At 54.2% G+C, this 19811-nt stretch carries 15 protein-coding genes; 9 read left to right on the plus strand and 6 right to left on the minus strand.

Annotation, left to right across the window (positions count from 1 at the left end; translation table 11 throughout):
- Nucleotides 1-24: 24 nt before the first annotated feature.
- A complete protein-coding gene (locus EJN92_RS06225; RefSeq protein WP_126127013.1) occupies nt 25-1257 on the minus strand; it encodes a GGDEF domain-containing protein in 1233 nt (410 codons plus the stop codon).
- Between the two features lie 356 nt (nt 1258-1613).
- Between EJN92_RS06225 and EJN92_RS06230 the strand changes: the two genes are divergently transcribed.
- Together EJN92_RS06230 and EJN92_RS06235 are read left to right on the plus strand one after the other, a co-directional pair.
- Complete coding sequence (locus tag EJN92_RS06230; protein WP_126127014.1) at nt 1614-3953, plus strand: protein kinase domain-containing protein; 2340 nt, start codon at nt 1614-1616, stop codon at nt 3951-3953.
- 120 nt (nt 3954-4073) lie between these two features.
- Nucleotides 4074-4448: a hypothetical protein gene (locus EJN92_RS06235; RefSeq protein ID WP_126127015.1), complete on the plus strand. Its 375-nt coding sequence runs from the start codon at nt 4074-4076 to the stop codon at nt 4446-4448.
- A 7-nt stretch (nt 4449-4455) separates the two neighbouring features.
- Here the strand turns inward: EJN92_RS06235 and EJN92_RS06240 are convergent, their stop codons facing one another.
- The 4 genes from EJN92_RS06240 to EJN92_RS06255 form a co-directional block, all read right to left on the minus strand.
- Entirely contained in the window at nt 4456-6045 is a 1590-nt protein-coding gene (locus EJN92_RS06240) for a sigma 54-interacting transcriptional regulator (protein WP_126127016.1), read from the minus strand.
- 511 nt (nt 6046-6556) lie between these two features.
- The gene (gloA2, locus tag EJN92_RS06245) at nt 6557-6946 is read right to left on the minus strand and encodes an SMU1112c/YaeR family gloxylase I-like metalloprotein (RefSeq protein ID WP_126127017.1); all 390 of its coding nucleotides are present in this window, start codon (nt 6944-6946) and stop codon (nt 6557-6559) included.
- An 8-nt stretch (nt 6947-6954) separates the two neighbouring features.
- Nucleotides 6955-7389: a VOC family protein gene (locus tag EJN92_RS06250; RefSeq protein WP_126127018.1), complete on the minus strand. Its 435-nt coding sequence runs from the start codon at nt 7387-7389 to the stop codon at nt 6955-6957.
- 114 nt (nt 7390-7503) lie between these two features.
- Nucleotides 7504-8028 (minus strand): YybH family protein, encoded by a 525-nt coding sequence (locus EJN92_RS06255; RefSeq protein ID WP_227869733.1) that lies wholly within the window; start codon nt 8026-8028, stop codon nt 7504-7506.
- Between the two features lie 345 nt (nt 8029-8373).
- Between EJN92_RS06255 and EJN92_RS06260 the strand changes: the two genes are divergently transcribed.
- The 7 genes from EJN92_RS06260 to EJN92_RS06290 all read left to right on the plus strand — a co-directional run bounded on the left by EJN92_RS06260 (nt 8374) and on the right by EJN92_RS06290 (nt 18733).
- Nucleotides 8374-9015 (plus strand): YitT family protein, encoded by a 642-nt coding sequence (locus tag EJN92_RS06260; RefSeq protein WP_126127019.1) that lies wholly within the window; start codon nt 8374-8376, stop codon nt 9013-9015.
- A gap of 91 nt (nt 9016-9106) precedes the next feature.
- A complete protein-coding gene (locus EJN92_RS06265; RefSeq protein WP_126127020.1) occupies nt 9107-10213 on the plus strand; it encodes an S-(hydroxymethyl)glutathione dehydrogenase/class III alcohol dehydrogenase in 1107 nt (368 codons plus the stop codon).
- Between the two features lie 293 nt (nt 10214-10506).
- Entirely contained in the window at nt 10507-11631 is a 1125-nt protein-coding gene (locus EJN92_RS06270; protein WP_126127021.1) for a beta-ketoacyl-ACP synthase III, read from the plus strand.
- Between the two features lie 141 nt (nt 11632-11772).
- Nucleotides 11773-12276: a MepB family protein gene (locus EJN92_RS06275; RefSeq protein ID WP_126127022.1), complete on the plus strand. Its 504-nt coding sequence runs from the start codon at nt 11773-11775 to the stop codon at nt 12274-12276.
- Between the two features lie 24 nt (nt 12277-12300).
- Nucleotides 12301-13869 carry an esterase/lipase family protein gene (locus EJN92_RS06280; RefSeq protein WP_126127023.1) on the plus strand — a complete coding sequence of 523 codons (1569 nt, stop codon included), beginning with the start codon at nt 12301-12303 and terminating at the stop codon, nt 13867-13869.
- Between the two features lie 413 nt (nt 13870-14282).
- Entirely contained in the window at nt 14283-15491 is a 1209-nt protein-coding gene (locus EJN92_RS06285; protein ID WP_126127024.1) for an efflux RND transporter periplasmic adaptor subunit, read from the plus strand.
- Between the two features lie 2 nt (nt 15492-15493).
- Nucleotides 15494-18733 (plus strand): efflux RND transporter permease subunit, encoded by a 3240-nt coding sequence (locus EJN92_RS06290; protein ID WP_126127025.1) that lies wholly within the window; start codon nt 15494-15496, stop codon nt 18731-18733.
- A 99-nt stretch (nt 18734-18832) separates the two neighbouring features.
- Here EJN92_RS06290 and EJN92_RS06295 read toward each other — a convergent pair whose 3' ends face one another.
- Nucleotides 18833-19738, minus strand: a complete 906-nt coding sequence (locus tag EJN92_RS06295) for a LysR family transcriptional regulator (RefSeq protein ID WP_227869734.1) — start codon at nt 19736-19738, stop codon at nt 18833-18835.
- Between the last annotated feature and the right edge of the window lie 73 nt (nt 19739-19811).

The following is a 19811-nucleotide window of genomic DNA, read 5'->3' on the forward strand; positions in this document are numbered from 1 at the left end:
CGCCTGCGGGCAGCTGCCATTTTTTTATGCTTGCAATACCGAATTATAGAACAGGCAGTGTTCGCTAGAGATGCGGTTGCGGCCCTGGGTTTTGGCGTCGTACAGACGCAGATCAGCAGCCTTGATCAAGTCTTCCAGGCTGTCCTTATCGACGCTACCGGCCACCCCGAAACTGGCAGTCAGCATGATAGATTTCGATTCTACCGGCAGCCCCAGCGCTTCCAAAGAAGCACGCACGCGTTCAGCGAACAGGCAAGCCTGATCCATATCGGTCTCTGGCAATAAGATCAAAAATTCTTCACCGCCCCAGCGCGACAACAGATCGCCAGCGCGGCAGGCTTGCTCGATTAATTCAGCGCTCGCTTGCAGCGCGCGGTCACCGGCATCATGGCCGTGCTGATCGTTGATACGCTTAAAGTGATCCAGATCGATCATGATCATGCTGAGCGGGCGCTGCTTGCGCTGGGCATTACTCCACAAGGGCTTAGCCATATCCAGAAAGGCGCGGCGGTTATGCAGACCGGTCAAAGAATCATGGCAAGCCAGATGCATGGCTCTGGCACCGGCAAATTGATGGCGGCGCGCTTGCTGCGCCAGTGCCAAGCCTAGAAAAGTCAGCTCAGCGATCAGGGCTAACTCCAGCGCCTGATAAGTCGCGGCATTTAAAGGCAAGTGATTCAGTGCCACTACCGCACACACCCCAGCCACCACGAAGGAGGCCAGCGTGGCCAGAAAAAAGTAACGGGCAATCGCCCCCAGGCTGGCGATACAGCGCAGCGCAATCAAGACCCGATAACCCAACCACAGCGCCAATAAAAACAGACCGACATTGGCCGCCGCCCTATCGCGCCCCAAGGCCACGTACACCAGCACGATGCTCAAGCCAATATTGCTGAGCACTTGCACCACCTGGCTCACCGCCAGTGGCGGCCTTTGCAATTGCAGAAAATGGCTAGCCACCAGCAGACAGCTACAGCTAAAACCCACCATCAAAGCCAGCATGCCGTACAAAGACCATTCTTGCTTAGTCCACAAAAAACTCAGTTGATGGCCGTTATAGTCAAACTTCAACAAGATCAGGCTCAGCAGATAAAGCGCGTACAAAAAAACGCTAGGTTGATGACGCCCGGCCTCAGTCAAAGCCTGCCACAGCGAGCCACCCAAGCGATGCTCGGAGTTGGCCGCATCAAAGGCGTGCGCCTCATCATTGCTGGCCGGGTCGTAGCTGCTATGTACTGGAAGCTTGATTTGTTTCATTGCAAAACCTCAGGACTGAGAAAACTAATTAAAGGAAATAATCGACTACCAGCGACCAGTACGGCATTTTTTGCTTGCACTCCTCAGCCAGTCTAAGATGCTTGCCAGACTGCTTATTGTCACGATATTGCCACGATATTGCTGCGATACAGCTACATTCGCAAGTTACGTGCCAGCTCCAGAGTACTTAATAAAACGACTACAACTCCCCTAGCCATCCCCGATTGCGTCGGTGTTTTTACATGTAAATAGTCGATCTCTTTACACAACTTGCTTTTCCTTTACATGTCATTGACAATACGCCACAGTAAAATTCTACAAACACTACTTTTTTCGACAACCAGGCAAATCCGGCAATGACAGTTTCAGCTTCAGACTCAGCGACAGTAGCGAACCCAGCAGCAGCGTCTGATCTGCCCACGCTCAGCCATTACCAGATCCGCGCTCAGCTTGGCGAAGGCGGCTTTGGCGATGTCTACGAAGCCTGGGACAGCAAGCTGCGTCGCAGCGTCGCCATCAAGCGCATGAAGCATGTGCCAAATGCGCCAACTAGCCTCTTGAAAGAAGCGCGGCTGGCGGCTTCGCTACAACACGCCGCCTTTGTCAAAATATTTGCGATAGAAGAAGACGGCGACAGCACCGCCATCGTGATGGAACTGGTGCCCGGCATCACCCTCAGAGTCTGGGGTCATGGCCAGCCGCAAGAGGTTGCCCAGGTGCTGGAGCTGATACGCCAGGTTGCCGATGCCATGCAAGAAGCGCATGCCGCTGGCCTTACCCACGGTGATTTAAAACCCTCGAATCTGATACTCGAACCTGGCGGCAAGCTGCGCATCCTCGATTTTGGTCTGGCCACCCAGACCGATAGTCAGGCTACCGCCTCGGTCAGCCAGCTAGACCCGCAAGGCACCATCGCCTACATGGCTCCCGAACTGATGCTAGGCACGCTGGCCAATGCCAAGAGCGACATCTATGCGCTGGGTGTGATCTGCTACGAACTGCTCAACGGTAGCCGCCCGCATGCCCATCTGAGCGGGCTGGCACTGGCAGCCGCGCATATGCAAGCCAGCTCAGACGGTTGGGATTACCCCGCCAATTTACCGACCCCGGTGATCCAGCTGATCCGCAGCATGACCGCCAGTAAGCCCGAGCTAAGGCTGTCCAGCATGGCCGCCGTAGTCGAGCAGATCAAGGCGATTAGCCAGCGCATTAGCGACAACCCGCACAGTGCCAGCATACCAGCGCACGTGAGTAATCCGTTTGCAACTACGCTCAATGCGGCAGCCGGCAATCCGGTCAGCGTCACCCTCAGCGCCCCGCTCAGCATTGCAGGTTTAGCCGCCACCACATCAGCACCAGCAGCGGCTACTAAGCAGCCGCTCAGCCAGCCGCTGCGCTGGGGCATCGCGACCTTCAGTCTGACGCTGCTGACAGGGCTACTGGTCTGGCAAATTGTTCCGCGCCTCAGCCCCGCAGTTAGCTCCGCAATGACGAATACCGGCAACCCAGCAGCAGTCATCACCTCGCCAGCCGGCCCGTATTCAGAAGCGCTAGAGATGCAGCAAGGTCTAGCCGCCCTCAAGCTATTTGATAGACCCGGCAGCCTGGATGCAGCGGACAAAAATTTCAATACCATACTTAGCCACAACCCGAATAATGCGGCGGCAGCGGCGGGTCTGTCGCTGCTCTATAGCTTTCGTTATCGTAGCGATGAGCAAGACGAGGTCTGGCTGCAAAAAGCCGATGCCAGCGCCCAGCAAGCGCTCAAACTCAATGGGCAATTAGCCCTCAGTCATGTTGCCAAGGGCTTAGTACTGGATCTGCAAGGTAAAGCCGAACTCGGTCTGGCCGAGCAAGAGAAGGCGCTGAGTCTGGACCCTAAAAATTTCTTCGCCTGGAATGAAAAAACCAATGCCCTCAGAAGTCTGCGGCGCTATGCCGATGCCAAAAAGAATGCCGAATTAGCGCGGCAGCACTTCCCGCAAGAGAGAATCTTCGCCGACCAGCTGGGCAGTATCCACTACGCGCAAGACGACTACAAGGCGGCCGAAGCCGCCTTCAAGCTCAGCATACAATTGCAACCGGATGCAGTATTTTCCTACGCCAATCTGAGTGGTGCCCTTATGAGCCAGAACCGCAATGACGAGGCGCTAGAGGTCTTGCAACAAGGTCTGCAACTACGTCCTAGTGCCATGCTGTACGGCAATCTAGGCAATGCCCAATTCTTGCGCGGCGATTATGTCGCCGCTGCTGCCGCCTTTGAACTGGCAGTATCACCCGACAAAGGCAACCCGGCAGACTATCTGGGTTGGGCCAATCTAGCCGATACCCTGCTGTGGATACCCGGGCGCAAGGAAGAGGCACGTAAGGCCTACGACAAAGCAAAACTCTTACTTGCACCGAAGCTGGCACGTAGCCAAAATGATGCCACTTTAACGTCACGTATGGGCTTGTATGCGGCACGTACTGGCGACAAGAGCAAAGGTTTAGAATTATTGCAAAAGTCGGTCAACCTGGCTCCGGAAGACGCCGCTGTGTTGTTCTACGCTGGACTAGGATATGAATTACTGGGAAACAGGGCGGAAGCGCTAGAGGCTATCGCCAAGGCTAAGAAGTTTGGTTATCCCATCAGCTTCATAGAAAACGAGCCGGATCTATTAGCACTACGCAGAGATGCGCGCTATTCGCGCCCTTAGTATCGACAAGACATATCGTATTGGCATGAAAATTGCTAAATAGCCGCATAGTACTTGCTTTCTATTGCTAGAAATCTTGCCCTATGTTTTACCCCTCTTGTTAACTTTAAGGATATATCGATGACCACGTTTACCTATACCGTCAACTGCCCGCCGGGCGTCGCAGGACAAGTTACCAATACCACGTGCACTCTAGCGCCCGCTGGCGACATCTACGATAACGATTTAATTGAATTTGTGTTTGTAGATAGTACAGGTGCAACAACCATACCTTTCGCCTGTACCATGCTGGTCATCAAAGCCCCGGGTAACCCGCATGAAGTGATGGAGCCCTTTGTCGGCTACAAGGGACAAACCTGCATCAATTTGCTCACACTTACGACACCACTGACGATACGCCCTAGTGTTTCTGGTGCCTGGTCATTCTCGCTGCTATTTGTAGTCGATGGTCAAGCTTATTTCCTTGATCCAGTAATCATTATCAAACCCAACTAATCCCCCATCACCCCAGCAAACCCAAGCCCCGCAGATGACGCCGCAAGGCTTCGCTCGGGGTTTTGAGTAAGGCGGCGCAGCGTTCTACGTCGCCGCCACTGTTTGCCAGTGCCGCGCGCATTTCTTCCAGCGCGATTTGTTCTACCCTGCGTATCTGGCTATGCGTCTCTAGCAGCTTATACATAGAGGGACGCGAGACCCCCAGTTGTTGCGCGGCGGCCTGGATGTACCAGTCGTTTTCTTCCATCGCGCTCAGCACTTCGGCCTCGCTCAGTTCAGTCAATTTTTTGCGCACCGGTGCTGCTGGCGTGGCCGCGGCGTTGGCGCTGCTGGCGGTGTTGTTGCTCGTTGCGGGCGCTGCACTCGCCCCCAGCACGGTACACGCACTGAGTGTTGCGCTAGACAGAAAACTACTGGTGATACGCTCGGGCGAAATTTTCACCAAGGTCTCGAACAGAGGCACCTCTCCCATTTGCAGGGCCAGCATCACGCGCTTAAGTACATGCGCCAGCTGCCGGATATTCCCGGGCCAATCGTAACGCGCAAAATCGGTAATCAAAGAGTGCGGCAAACTCAAGCCCAGTTCTGCCATCTGAGTATTACTCTTGAGCAGATGCTGCATCAAGACGCCGATATCTTCACGGCGCGCGCGCAGCGGCGGCAGCTGGATCACAAAACTTTCCAGACGACGCAACAGGGCTTGATTGAAATGATCGCTATCGAGATCCTGATCGGTAGCGGCGATTAGCCGGGCGCTAGAGTGCTGATCGTGCTGCGCACCGAGCGGGCGATAATCGCCGCCCTCTAACACTCGCAATAGCATGGGCTGCACGCTGTCCGGCGTATTGCCGATTTCATCAAGAAACAGGGTGGCGCCTTCGGCTTCGGCAAACAGACCTTTGCGGCCGGTTTGCGCGCCAGTGTAGGCACCCTTAACCGCGCCGAACAGATCGGCGGCGGCCAGCGATTCATTCAGGGCCGCCATATTCACGGTAACTAAAGCACTCTTGGCGCGCAGGCTTAGGGCATGCACGGCACGCGCCGCGATCTCTTTGCCGGTGCCGGTTTCGCCCAGCAACAAGACCGGCAAATCGGTGCCGGCGACCTGACGAATCTGGTCGCGCGCCACGATGGCATGGCTGCCGACACCGAGCAAACCAGTCACCGGATTATTCTTGGGCAGGCAGCGCATCCAGTGCAGGCACAAGATGATGCTGCGCCCCAGACCGAGTATCTGGCCGCCTTCGATTTGATCGGCACTCAGGCTATGCGGTGCCAGCAGCTCTTCACCATTCAGTTCAACCACCATGCGGCTGGCCGACGGTACGATCTGCAAGCCGTTCTCGGCGTCGCGCACCAGCTTAAGCGGATCGCGCGAAATCCCGCCATGCCCAAGCGCTAAGCCCTCAGCACCAGGGCGGCGAAACAGCGGCAAGTAGCGACTTACTTCCAACACCCCGGCTCCACTACCGGCGATAAATTGCTCGCCTATGCGACTCGCATCGGGATGCCAGACTATCGTCAAGCCCAGCAAAGGATTGGCATCCTGACTGAGGGTAGACAAGGGCGAGGTAAGGGTGTGCTCGGTATCGATCATGGCGTCGCTGCAGGCTTAAAAATACGTAAGCTGCTATTTTCACCGTTTTTGCGGATTTACGCTGGAATGCTTTGGGGAGTGTGGGTATTTTGAAGCGTTTTGAAAAGGCATAGGCCGGACGCGCATATCCCATGCGGCTTGGCAGCCATGCTGGCCTGCAAGGCGCATGGAATATGCGCGCTGGCGGCATGCCCTGTTGCGATCGCAATTACTGTTACTGTTCAACTCGCTCTACAAAGTCCTTCTCCCGCTCGCGGGAGAAGGGTAGTTCAAGTTACGCGTAATATTCGATTTTTCGTAGTGTTAAGCGTATCAGCTATTTGAAGGCAAGCGTTACTCAATCACCCTCCCTTGCAGGGCGCATATTCGCTTACGAGCGAATATTGCTACACAGGTGGATGGCATGCCATCCAAATTCCCTGTTACGCCCCCGGCCCTCTCCCGCCAGCGGGCGAGGGAGTTTTCATCGCTCGCTGAACAGTTAGCAATGACTGCGCAACCAAGCGCAGACTCAGTCGCAGCTTTGATACAACTCTAAAGGCAAGCCGTCCGGGTCGGCGAAAAACACGAAGGGCTGGCCGGTGTATTCATCGATGCGTATTGCTTCGAGCGCGATGCCTTTCGCTTCCAGCGTCGCCTTGCACAGTGCTACATCGTCCACCGCAAACGCCAGATGCCGCAAGCCGCGTGCTTCCGGGTAAGAGGGGCGCGGCGGTGCATCCGCAAATGAAAATAGCTCGATTTGCGAGCCATCCGGCAAAGCAAGATCGAGCTTATACGATAGTCTTTGCTCACGATAATGTTCAGCCAGGACGCGCAGGCCGAGCAGCTCGGTATAAAAATGGCGCGAGACCTGGTAGTCAGAACAAATGATGGCGGCGTGATGCAGGCGTTTTAGCATGGTCGAGCTTAAGCTGAGTGGGCTGGCATATCGGATCGCGCATAAGGCGGCCCCTTGAGTTCGACCACATTGCCTTCCGGGTCATTGAGGTAGAGCGAGGGGCCATCGCCTTCGGCACCATAACGGGTATCCACCGCACCGACCGTTATCCCCTTGGCCTGCAAAAATTCGCGGATGGCGTCGGCATCGAAGGGCTCTAAGCGCAGACAAAAATGATCGAGATTGCGCCCGCCAGCGCCAGCAGCGGCACCGCCACTCTTGCCCAGCACGCCGTCTACCGGCACCAGATCAATTAAATGCTGACCAGCGCGCAATTGCACCAGACCGATATCGTCCAGCCTGCGCTCTACGCTACAGCCCAAAACGCCACAGTAAAAATCCAGCATGCGATCGAGATCGCTGACACGTAACACCAGATGATCTATACCAACAATATGTATCATATTTTCTTTCTAACGAGGCCTGACTAAGGCGAGGTTTTCTTCCGTTAAGCGGGCAAAAATCAAGCACAAGATAAAACGCAATCAAGCGCTTAGTTTACTGCTTTTTGGACGGCATCACTTGTCGCTGCAATCGCAGACCTCGTTACCCTTATCAAAAATGATGCGCCAGCTACCCTCCGCCTCTAGCCGCCAGATAGAAGAAAACCTGGCGATCAGCTTCCCCTTAGCGTTGTACACAGGGCCAGAACTGTGTGCCAGCGTGCCGCTGGCTAGTACTTCTATCTGATCGGCTGCCCAACTAAACGGTGCCTGGCTTTTGAGGAAATACGGCCGCCATCCTTCAGCCACCTGCGACTTGCCGCGCAACACTTTATCCTCAGAAAAGAACACTGCTTCTTCCGATAAAAATTGGTTGAAAGCAGCATGATCGCGTTGCGCCATGCTGGCAGCAAAAGCTGTTTCGGCAGAACGGACTTGCTGCTGCAGTAGTGCCAGATTTTGCGGCTGAACTTGCGCTTTAGATTCAGCCTGATGTTGAGCCGGATGTTGAGCCGACATTGGCGACATACTGCTGCAGCCAGCGACTTGCGTCAGCCCAAAGAGCAGCAACGAGAGCGAGATGAATTTAAGTTTAGGCATAGCTAACTCCTTAAAAAACCACAGCCTAGCATAGGCAAATCTTCATTTGTTTTTTGCAAGTTAGCGCCTAAGCAGTGCAATCACCTGATTTTCAAACAGCATAGGCCAGAGGCGCAGTATCCATGCGGGTTTGTAGCCATGCATGCCCGCAAGGCGCATGGGATATGCGCGTTGGCGAGGGTGCTGGTTAATTATCAATTCAGCTTACTCCGCCTAACCCAATTTGATACGCGTCAACAAAAGCGCGGCTAAATTGACGGCTATGGTTTTGTGGCGCAAGCTGGGCTTACAATCCGCGCGTTAGCTCTATCCTCAATGTCAATTTTCACCGTCACTCCTTAAGCCATGTCTACTGTTACGCCGCCTACCGTCCCTGCCCCGCTCGCACCGCATACCTTGTTTGAAGATATGCTGGCGATTTTTACCGGCACCCTGTTTGTCTCGCTCGGTGTGGCAATGTTTAATCAGGTCGGCTTACTCACGGGCGGCACTGCGGGTCTGGCGTTTTTGCTGCACTACCGCACTGGCCTGTCGTTTGGTCTCTTGTTTTTTTTGATTAATCTGCCGTTCTACTGGCTGGCCTGGCGGCGCATGGGTTGGCGCTTTACGCTCAAAACCTTTTGCTCGGTGGCGCTGGTGTCGCTCATGTCTGGCCTGCATCCTAAGCTGCTGTCGCTGGCGACGCTCTCTGCCATCACGCCGTTTTATGTCGCCATCATTGGCGGCTTAATGATGGGGGTGGGCTTTATCGTCTTGTTCCGGCATCAGGCCAGCCTGGGTGGTATCAATATCCTGGCGCTGTATCTGCAAGACAAGCACGGCATACGCGCCGGTAAGCTGCAGATGGGCATGGATGTGGTGATCGTGATGGCTTCACTGTTAGTGGTCAGCCCGCTGGCCTTAGCGGCATCGATACTCGGTGCGGTAGTCTTGAATCTGGCGATTACACTCAATCACCGGCCGGGCCGTTATATGGCGCTGTCTTAATCTCGAGCACACGGCAAACAGGATTCTAAGCAGAGCGGGCACGGATAGAAGATAATGGCATTTTTATTATCTGCCCACGGGTATCGCTCTCATGAAAACCAAAGCCGCAGTCGCCTGGAAAGCTGGCGCACCTCTAACCATAGAAGAAGTCGATCTGCAAGGACCGCAAGCCGGTGAAGTCTTAATCGAGATCAAGGCCACCGGGATTTGCCATACCGATTACTACACGCTATCCGGTGCTGATCCGGAAGGTCTGTTTCCGGCAATTTTAGGGCATGAAGGCGCGGGCATCGTGGTCGATACCGGCCCCGGCGTGACTAGCTTGCAGCAGGGCGACCATGTGATACCGCTGTACACGCCAGAATGCCGCCAGTGCAAATACTGCCTGTCGCGCAAGACCAATCTGTGTCAGGCGATCCGCTCTACCCAAGGGCGCGGCTTGATGCCAGACGCCACTTCGCGCTTCTCACTCGATGGCAAACCTTTGTTTCATTACATGGGCACTTCGACCTTTTCCAACTACATCGTGGTACCCGAAATCGCGGTGGCCAAAGTGCGCAGCGATGCGCCTTTCGACAAGATCTGCTACATCGGCTGCGGCGTGACGACCGGCGTCGGTGCCGTGGTGTTTAGCGCCAAGGTCGAAGCTGGTGCCAATGTCGTTGTGTTTGGTTTGGGCGGTATCGGTCTGAACGTGATCCAGGCCGCCAAGATGGTCGGTGCCGACAAGATCATCGGTGTCGATATCAATCCAAGGCGCGAAGCGATGGCGCGCAAATTCGGCATGACGCATTTCATCAATCCAAACGAGGTTGCCAACGTGGTCGACCATATCGTGCAACTGACCGACGGCGGTGCCGATTATTCATTTGAATGCATAGGCAATACCAAGGTCATGCGGCAGGCGCTGGAATGCTGTCACAAGGGCTGGGGCCAATCTTTCATCATCGGTGTGGCGGAAGCCGGTGCAGAAATCAGCACCCGCCCTTTCCAGCTAGTCACCGGGCGCGAATGGAAGGGCTCAGCCTTCGGCGGCGCGCGTGGCCGCACCGATGTACCAAAAATCGTCGACTGGTATATGGAAGGCAAACTGAATATCGACGATTTGATTACCCACCGATTACCGTTGGAACGCATCAATGAAGGCTTCGATCTGATGAAGAGCGGCGAATCGATACGTTCAGTCGTCTTGTTTTAATTGCCATGCCAAGCAGCCGACATCAGCGGCTTGGCAGCTGGTCGGCTGCTTTTACAACAGTCCCCCAGGCGACATGAGCAAGATCAAGTTTGTCTGAAATAGTTCCTGAAATTTTACTGTATTTTTAACATTATCACGGCATTCACTGGCCAAAACGAAGTGTCAGTACACACTTACATTACTCGAATAAGCATTCTATTTAGCCTGTAAATATTCTTTCAGTTTGGCAAAATTGTGTAAAATTGAGCGACATGGTCGCGCATCGCGCCCACCCCCAATAAGAAAGTAATACGATGAGCAAAGTAGTCATCAGCGGCACCGGTCTGTACACCCCATCCAACTCCATCTCCAACGCCGAACTGGTCAGCAGTTTTAATGCTTACGTGGCGCAATTTAATCTCGATAACGCCGCTGCAATTGCCGATGGCTCGGTCACCGCCTTAGAAGCGTCGAGCGTAGAATTTGTCGAAAAAGTCTCGGGCATCAAATCACGTTTTGTCATGGAAAAAGCAGGCATCCTGGACATCACGCGCATGGTGCCACGGATACCGGAACGCAGCGATGACGAACCTTCCATCATGTGCGAAATGGCAGTTGCCGCATCGCTGCAAGCCCTAGAACGCGCCGGTAAAACTGCCGCCGATGTCGATGCCGTCATCGTTGCCTGCAGCAATCTGCAACGCGGCTACCCTGCCATTGCGGTAGAAGTACAAGGCGCACTGGGCATAGAAGGTTATGGCTACGACATGAACGTGGCTTGCTCTTCAGCCACCTTTGGGATACAGGCAGCAGTCAGTGCGATCCAGAGCGGCCAGGCCCGTGCGGTGCTGGTAGTCAGCCCGGAAATCACCAGCGGCCATCTGAACTGGCGCGATCGCGACAGCCATTTTATTTTCGGCGATGCCTGCACTGCCATCCTGTTAGAGCGCGCCGACCTAGCCACCTCCCAGCACCAGTTTGAAGTGGTGGCGGTGAAGCTAAAGACCCAATTCTCCAACAACATCCGGAATAATTTTGGTTTCTTAAACCGTGCCGACGAATCCGGCATAGGCAAGCCAGACAAACTGTTCCGCCAGCAAGGCCGTAAAGTCTTCAAAGACGTCTGCCCTATGGCTGCCGCCATGATCACTTCGACCACGGCCGCCGCTGACATCCAGATCAGCGACATCAAGCGCTTCTGGCTGCATCAGGCTAATCTCAACATGAACCTCTTGATCGCCCGCCTGATCCTGGGACGTGACGCGACCACCGAAGAATCGCCAACGATTTTGGACACCTACGCCAACACCTCGTCGGCTGGCTCCATCATCGCCTTCCACAAACATCAGGAAGATCTGGCCAGCGGCGCAATCGGCGTGATCTGCTCATTCGGCGCAGGTTATTCGATAGGCTGTGTGGTGGTCAAAAAGCTGGGATAAATTCTCTGCACTCGTAAAAAAGCTCGCCGCGTGCGAGCTTTTTTTATGCGCGCAGCCACTGCCGGTACTGGCCGCCACTGACACCAGGAGTTATAAAGGATACAATGCTTTGCATCAAGCTTAAACTCACACCTCATATTTATGCTGCACGCCATGCCAGATCTACAGCTGATCACACAAAGCTTGTTTGATCCAAATAAATTCCGCTACAGCGCACCACAAAAAGAAGCGGAAAGCGCCGAGTACGCAGCTGCCAGTTTTACCCTGAACGGCAAGGCGATACGCTTTCGGCTCTCCAAAATTACGCCGACCAAGATCGGTCAATTTGTCACGCTGTGGAAGCGCATAGGACAAGGCACGATACAGCCATTTGATGTTGACGACAGACTAGATTACGCCTTGATCGCATGCCGCCACGCAGAAAATTTTGGGCTGTTTATCTTCCCCAAGACATGCTTGCTACAACAGGATATCGTGGCGCAAAACGGGCAAGGTGGCAAACGCGCCATCCGCGTCTATCCGCCATGGGATAAAACGTTCAGCCGGCAGGCGCAGCGCACGCAAGCCTGGCAGCTCAACTACTTTCTAAATCTTAGCGGCAACACGCCTATCGATATGCAGCGCGCCCTCAAGCTATTTGCCTAAAGCCTCAGCCCAACAGGAAACCAGATGCCGACCACCACGACAGTAACGACGACAAGCCCAGAGCAATCCAGAAAATTATGCGTGGTATTTGTACACGGCTGGAGTGTCAGTAATACCGACACTTACGGTGCCTTACCCGAGCGCTTGCGTGCGCATGCTCAGGCCGCCGGGCTCACGCTGAAATTGCAGGATATTTTTCTGGGACGCTACATCAGTTTCCATGATGAAGTCCGGCTGAGCGATATTGCGCAAGCCTTCGAGGCCGCCGTCCGCGATCAAATGGCCGCGGTGCTGGCCGACGGCAGCCGCTTCATCTGCATCACCCACTCCACCGGCGGCCCAGTGGTGCGCGACTGGTGGCATCGCTATTATCAAAATATGCCCAAGGCAGGCATCTGCCCGATGAGCCATTTAATCATGCTGGCTCCCGCCAATTACGGCTCGGCCTTAGCCCAACTGGGCAAGCAGCGCATAGGCAGATTAAAAGCCTGGATGGGCGGAGCAGAACCCGGCCAAGGTGTACTCGATTGGCTAGAACTGGGAAGCGCCGAGGCTTGGGATCTGAATGCAGACTGGATCACCGCGGGCGATCAACATATCTCTGAAACCGGCGTCTTTCCTTTCGTACTCACCGGGCAAAGCATAGACCGCGCCTTTTACGACAACCTCAACACCTATACCGGTGAGGCCGGCTCCGACGGTGTGGTGCGCACCGCTGCCGCCCATCTGCAAGGTACGTATCTGGGCCTGGTGCAAGAGGCGGCTAGTGCTGATCCCGCTACGCCTGGCAAGTATCTGGCGCAGCGACTAGAAGTGGGTAAATATCAGCAAGGGCCAGAAACAGCGCTGTTAGTATTAGCTGGAAAATCGCATTCAGGCGAAAAAATGGGCATCATGCGCAGCGTCACTGCCGAGCTTGACGACCGCGCCAGCCTCGCCACCTTAGAGGCGCTGCTAGCCTGTATCAAACTCAACAGCACCGCCGAATACCGCGCGCTGTGCGCAGCATTTGCAAGCGCCACGGCCGCCGTGCAAAAACGCGAAGTGCTGGAAGTAGAAAAACATTATCTGGTTGCCGACACCCATTTTTTTCACGACAAATATTCTATGCTGATCTTCCGAGTGCGCGATGACGAAGGCCATCCCATCAGCGATTTCGATTTAATTCTCACCGCTGGCCCCGATGCCGATCCAAATCATCTACCCAAGGGTTTTTTTGTCGACCGCCAACGCAATCTACGCAACCCCGAGATCATCACTTACTACTTCAACCGCGATGTCATGAAGGGTTGCGAGGAAGTGCGCGATGCCGAGGGCCAATTGGTGCGCCCCGCCCTACCGGGTGCCGGCATGCTGGGCTTTCAGATCATCGCCAGACCGGATCAGGGCTTCGTGCATTATCTGCCCTGCGAAATTAAGGCATCGCCAGAAATGCTGGAATCCGCCCTACACCGCAATAGCACCACCCTGGTCGATATCCGCCTGCGCCGCATTATCAACAAAAGCGTATTCGAAACCGGCCCAGTCTTAAAGGGTGGCAAATCAGTCGATTTTTCCGAGGTCAAACCGGGGCCTGGGATAGTTAGCAAATAAGCTAATTGATGGCGCAACCTCACACTGAGGCGCGAGCCAGTTCTAGTAATCCCATCCATCCAATATACTCCCTAGTGTATAACAATCCGTCTTAGAATTGCGCATGTATTCATTGCGTAATTTACTTAGCGATGCCTATACTCCCCACAAAACCATAAATATCACGGTTAGCAAAGAGTGCGAAGCGCACCCAGAAATCGGCACTTTTCCGCATTAGCAAAGCTCACTCCCAGTATTGCCGGCCCTGCAAGCATCCAAGTGCCAACACATCTCATCCCCGTAATTTGACGCTTCATCCCTCTAAAATCGCCATTCAAAACTTTGGCTCTTGAAACGGCTTGCTTGCGCGGTGATACTCCAGCATCCGTATTCCCCCATTTCCGACCAATTTTCTGTAGCTCTAGGGATCTATCATGTTACGTAAAACACTCATCGCGCTTGCCATCACTGCCACTCTGGCAGCCTGTAGTCATGAAAAGGAAAAAGATCCCAAGAGCGGCGAGGCTTCAGCTTCCGCCAGCGCGGTAGCCGAAAAAGCCAGCGATGACAAAAGCAAGGCAGAAAAACCCGCACCGAAATTACTGATAGCCGCCGAAGACATCATGACGGTACAGAGCAATGCGCTCGCCTCTGGCCCGGTGGTGACCGGCTCGATACAGCCTGAGCGCAAGGCTGATCTGCGCTCGGAAGTGTCGGCCGTGGTGCTACAGGTATTAAAAGAAAATGGAGAGAGCGTCAAGCGCGGTGATGTCTTGGTTAAACTCGATGAAACCTCGATCCGCGACAATCTTAATTCTGCCGAAGACAATGCGCGTAGCGCCGCCATGTCCTTGGATCAGGCCGAACGCGCCTTGCAGCGCCTCAAGACCTTACGCGCCTCGGGCATGGCTTCATTACAGGCTTTAGATGAAGCGGAGGTGCGCAAGAACACCGCTCAGAGCGAACTATCAGCATCTAAAGCGCGCGCCTCGGCAGCACGTCAGCAATTGCAGCGCACTGTGGTGCGAGCACCGTTTGACGGCATCGTCAGCGAACGCAAAGTATCCAATGGCGACACCGCCTCCATCGGTAAGGAACTGGTCAAGGTGATCGATCCGACCAGCATGCGTTTTGCCGGGCGCGTCTCTACCGACAAGATTGCCATGGTCAAAGTTGGCCAGGCGGTGAGTTTTCGCATTAATGGTTATGCAGGACAAGAGTTTCGCGGCAAGGTCACGCGGGTAGATCCGGCCGCCAACGATGTCACGCGCCAGGTCGAAGTTTTGGTGGCGTTTGCTGATGCCACCCAGCCTAAGGTTTCCGGTCTATACGCGGAAGGCAATATCGAGGCGCAGAGCGTGAATGCCTTGACCCTGCCAGAAGCTGCATTGGTGAAAACCGGCGATAAATCCTACGCCTGGCAAATCAAGGGCAAGAGTCTGGCACGCGTCGATCTGCAAATCGGCAAACGCGATCCACGCACCGGCAACTTCGAGATTCTTAAAGGCCTGAGCGCTGGCGACATCGTGATGCGCAGCCCTAGCTCTAGTTTTAAAGACGGCCAGAGCATAGAGATGGCGGTGCCTAAAGCAGTCATCCCTAAGCTCGCCTTGGCTGACAACGCCGCTGCGCAAGGAAAATAATCATGTTCCTCTCCGACTTCAGCATTAAACGACCGACCGCAACTATCGTCCTGATCCTGGCTCTGATGGCGATGGGTTTGCTGGCCATGACAAAACTGCGCGTGAATCAAAACCCCGATGTCGAGGTGCCGGGTCTGGAAGTATCGATCGCCTATCCCGGCGCATCACCCGACACGGTAGAGCGTGAAATTATCAACCGCATAGAAAAATCCCTGCAAAGTATCTCCGGCGTGACCGAGGTGTATTCCAGCGCAAAAGAAGGTAGCGCCAGTTTCGAGGTCTTGTTTTCCTTCAAGAAAAACATGATAGAAGCCAGTGACGAGGTCCGCAATGTGATCTCTAGCGTGCGCTATAAACTGCCTAGCGAAATGCGCGAGCCGGTACTCACGCGCTTTGATCCGTCTACCCAGCCTATCATGAATATGGCACTGTCTTCCAGCAGCCAGAGCCATGCAGAAATCTCGCGTCTGGCCGAAGACACACTTGCCAATAAATTGCGCGGCATCAGCGGGGTCGCCACCGTGGTGGTGAACGGCGCACTGAAACGCGAACTGTCGGTACTGTTACGGGCAGAAAAACTGCGCGAATACAATGTCTCGGTAGGCGAAGTGGTCACCGCATTGCGCAACCAGAATACCAATGCGCCAGTCGGAAAAGTACGCGGTGCACTCGATGAGGAAAGCATACGTCTGGTGGGCCGCATAGAGTCACCCGAAGAGTTCCAGAATATCGTGGTCAAGCGTAATGGCGAACAGATCGTGCGTCTGGCACAAGTGGCTAGCATACAAGACGGCTTTGCCGACCTCAATGGAATGAGCATACGCAGCGGCAAACCGAATGTAGGCATACAGGTGACCCGTTCACGCGATGCCAGCACCGTCAGCGTCGCCACTGCAGTGCGCGAGATGGTCAAAGAAATCAATAAAGATCTGGAGAAAACCCAGCCAGGCACCAAGCTGGAAGTAACGCGCGATGGCGGTAAAGATGCGCAAAATAGTCTGAACAATGTGATCGAATCACTGATTTTCGGCGCAGTGCTAACGATTTTTGTGGTGTATGCATTTTTAAATTCATGGCGTTCTACCCTGATCACCGCACTGAGTTTGCCAACTTCGGTGATTGCAGCTTTTATCGCAGTCTGGCTGTGCGGTTTCACCCTCAACTTTATGACTCTGCTGGGACTGTCTTTAGCGATAGGTGTGCTAATCGATGATGCGATTGTGGTACGCGAAAACATCGTGCGTCACATGCAACGCGGCTCAGACCGACGCACCGCGGCACTTGAAGGTACGGCAGAAATCGGTATGGCAGTGGCCTCGACTACTTTCTCCATCATCGCCGTGTTCATCCCGGTAGCCTTCATGCCTGGCATGCCGGGCGAGTGGTTCCGCCCGTTTGCCTTAACCGTGACTTGCTCGGTACTGGTCAGCCTGGGAATCTCCTTTACGCTCGATCCTATGTTGTCGGCTTACTGGGGCGACCCGGCCGACCACCACAAAGCACCGAAAAAAGGCATCAGTCTGCTATTGGCGCGCTTTAACGACTGGTTTGATCATCAGGCCGATCGCTATGGCAATCTGATCGCCTGGGCCTTGCATCACCGACGTGCCATGGGTGCGATTGCCTTAGTCAGCCTCGTCAGCGCACTGGCCTTGCAGGTGAAGTTTGGCGGCACCAGTTTCTTGCCGGTGGCCGACTCTGGCAATCTAATGATACAAGTGCGCACACCATCATCGTCGTCGCTAGAATATGCCCGTTTGAAAATGGAGAGAGCCGCCGAAATCGCCCGCAGCCTGCCAGAAACCAAGGACACCAATAGCAATATCACGACCGCCGGCGGCCGCATCTATGTCGATATTGGCAAACGCAATGAAAGAAAACGCAGCGCCAAGGAAATCGCGGTCGAATTGCGTGAAAAAGTGAAGGTCTTGGTCGGTGCCGAATATGTAGTACTCGATGATTTGAACAACGGTGCCCGCAAACCGGTGCAAATAGAATTTACCGGACCCGATTCGCGCAAGCTATTGGAGATCACCAACGCCTACATGGATAAATTGCGCCTGGTGCCGGGTGCTGTGGATATCGGCTTATCGGAGCAAGATCCTAAGAAAGAATTGAAGATAGAACTTAATCGCGGTCTGGCCAACTCTATGGGGATCTCGGCCAATGATGCGGCACAAGCCCTGCGCGTGGCGTTTGCCGGTATCGAAGTGGGCGATTGGGTAGATCCTACCGGCGAGGCGCGTGATGTGGCGGTACGCCTGCATCCGGATGACAGGGTCAGCAAAGAAAATATCGAACGTCTGCCGATCGCGGTCACTGGTACCAATCAAATGGTGCCCTTAGATCAGATCGCCAGCCTGAGCATGGGCAAGGGCCCGTCCGGCATAGAACACGCCAACGGCAAACGCACCATCACGGTATCCGCTAATGCCCAAGGTCGTTCCAACGGCGAAGTGATCGCCGATGCCATGAAACTGGCCGAGTCCTTCAACTATCCGCCTGGTTACGGCCTGTCGCTGGGTGGCTCGGGGCAAGATCAGCAAGAAGTATTTGGTGCCATGTTGATCGCGCTCTTGTCGGGCATAGGCTTGATGTATTTGATCTTGGTGATACAGTTTGGTTCTTTCACGGCACCGCTGGGCGTGATGCTGTCTTTACCGCTGTCACTGATCGGTGTGGTCTTGGCGCTGATGGCCACCGGCAGCACGCTTAATCTGATGAGCTTCATCGGCATCATTATGCTAATGGGTCTGGTCGCTAAAAACGCCATTTTGTTATTGGATGCAGCCCGCAAACAAGAAGCCGAAGGCGCCAGCCGCGAAGATGCCTTAATGCAGGCCGGCCGCATGCGCCTGCGCCCTATTCTGATGACCACCTTTGCCCTGATCGCCGGCATGATGCCGGTCGCGATAGGCCTGGGTGAAGGTGGTGAGTTTTACCGCCCACTGGCAATCGCCATCATAGGCGGCACCATCACCTCGACTATCCTGACCTTGCTGGTAGTACCGACCTTCTACGACAGCATAGAAATAGCACGTGATCGCATGATGGAGAAAATGAGGTCGCGCATGGAACGTTATAACCCGTTAGTCGGATTTTGCCTGACCATGCTAGAGGCGCTGATGACCTTGAGTCTGCTGCGCGCACTGTATCGCGCTGCGAAAAAACTTGTGACTATGATCGCCCAACGTCGTAACAAGAGCAAGCCCTTAGCCACGGTGCAGATCGTCAACAACTAAACTAAAAAATGCAGCCTGGCGCATCAGCCAGGCAAAAAAGATTTCCGCTTTTGGGCCTGCGCTTGCAGGCCTTTTTTTATCGGCACTAAATTTAGTAGTTCAGCTAGGCTGATCCCGAATTTTTTGTTTAAAAAATGCAATAAACGCCTCCACCTTGACTGGATAACGAGTCGCCTTGGGTAATATCGCATATATACCAGGCAACTCTGATGGCCTCTTGACTATATAATCATCAAGTACCGACACCAGTTGCCCTGACTTCAGATCCTGTCTTAACAACCATGTTGGCTGCCTCGTCACACCTAGTCCCGCACGTGCCCAGGTCAGTAAAGCGTTGGTTTCGTTGCTATGCAAATTTCCCTTCACCAAGATTTTTTGCGTTTTATCACCTACGCAAAATTCCCAATAAACTGGCTGCCTATCGTGTTGATACAACAGGCATCTATGTGCGACTAACTCATCAGGATGCTCGGGCCGGCCATACGCCGCCAGATAGGCTGGGCTGGCATATAAAGCTCTTTGATACTGCAACAAAGGTCTGGCTACCAGATCAGAGTCTTTCAAGCGCCCCACCCTTAATGCCATATCAAAACCGTGTTCCAATAGATCTACGGTTCTGTCACTGACCTGTAGATCTAGTTCTATCAAGGGGAATTGCCTAGAAAATTCTTGCAGATGCGGATAGACGAAAGTCGTCGCGACACCAAGCGGCAAGCTCAGGCGCAACAGCCCACGCGGCTCGGACGACAAACCTCTGACCGCATCTTCGGCTACGGCTGACTCTTCCAATATTCGCTTGGCATAGGTATACCAGATCTGCCCCGCTTCGGTCGGGTTCAAGCGCCGTGTGGTGCGATCGAGTAGGCGCACACCCAGCCTTTTCTCGCTGGCGGCGAGTACCCCGGTCACCGTAGCTGGCGCAATGCCCAGCGTTCTGGCGGCGGATGCCATGCTGCCTGAGTCGATTATCTGACAGAACACGCCCATGCTAAAAAGTTGATCCACTTCGCACCATTATTAAGATTTAATGAATTATCTATTAAGTATACGCCCCTTTATTTGGATATTAATGTGAGAT

This window comes from Undibacterium parvum (genome assembly GCF_003955735.1).
Lineage (GTDB): Bacteria > Pseudomonadota > Gammaproteobacteria > Burkholderiales > Burkholderiaceae_D > Undibacterium > Undibacterium parvum.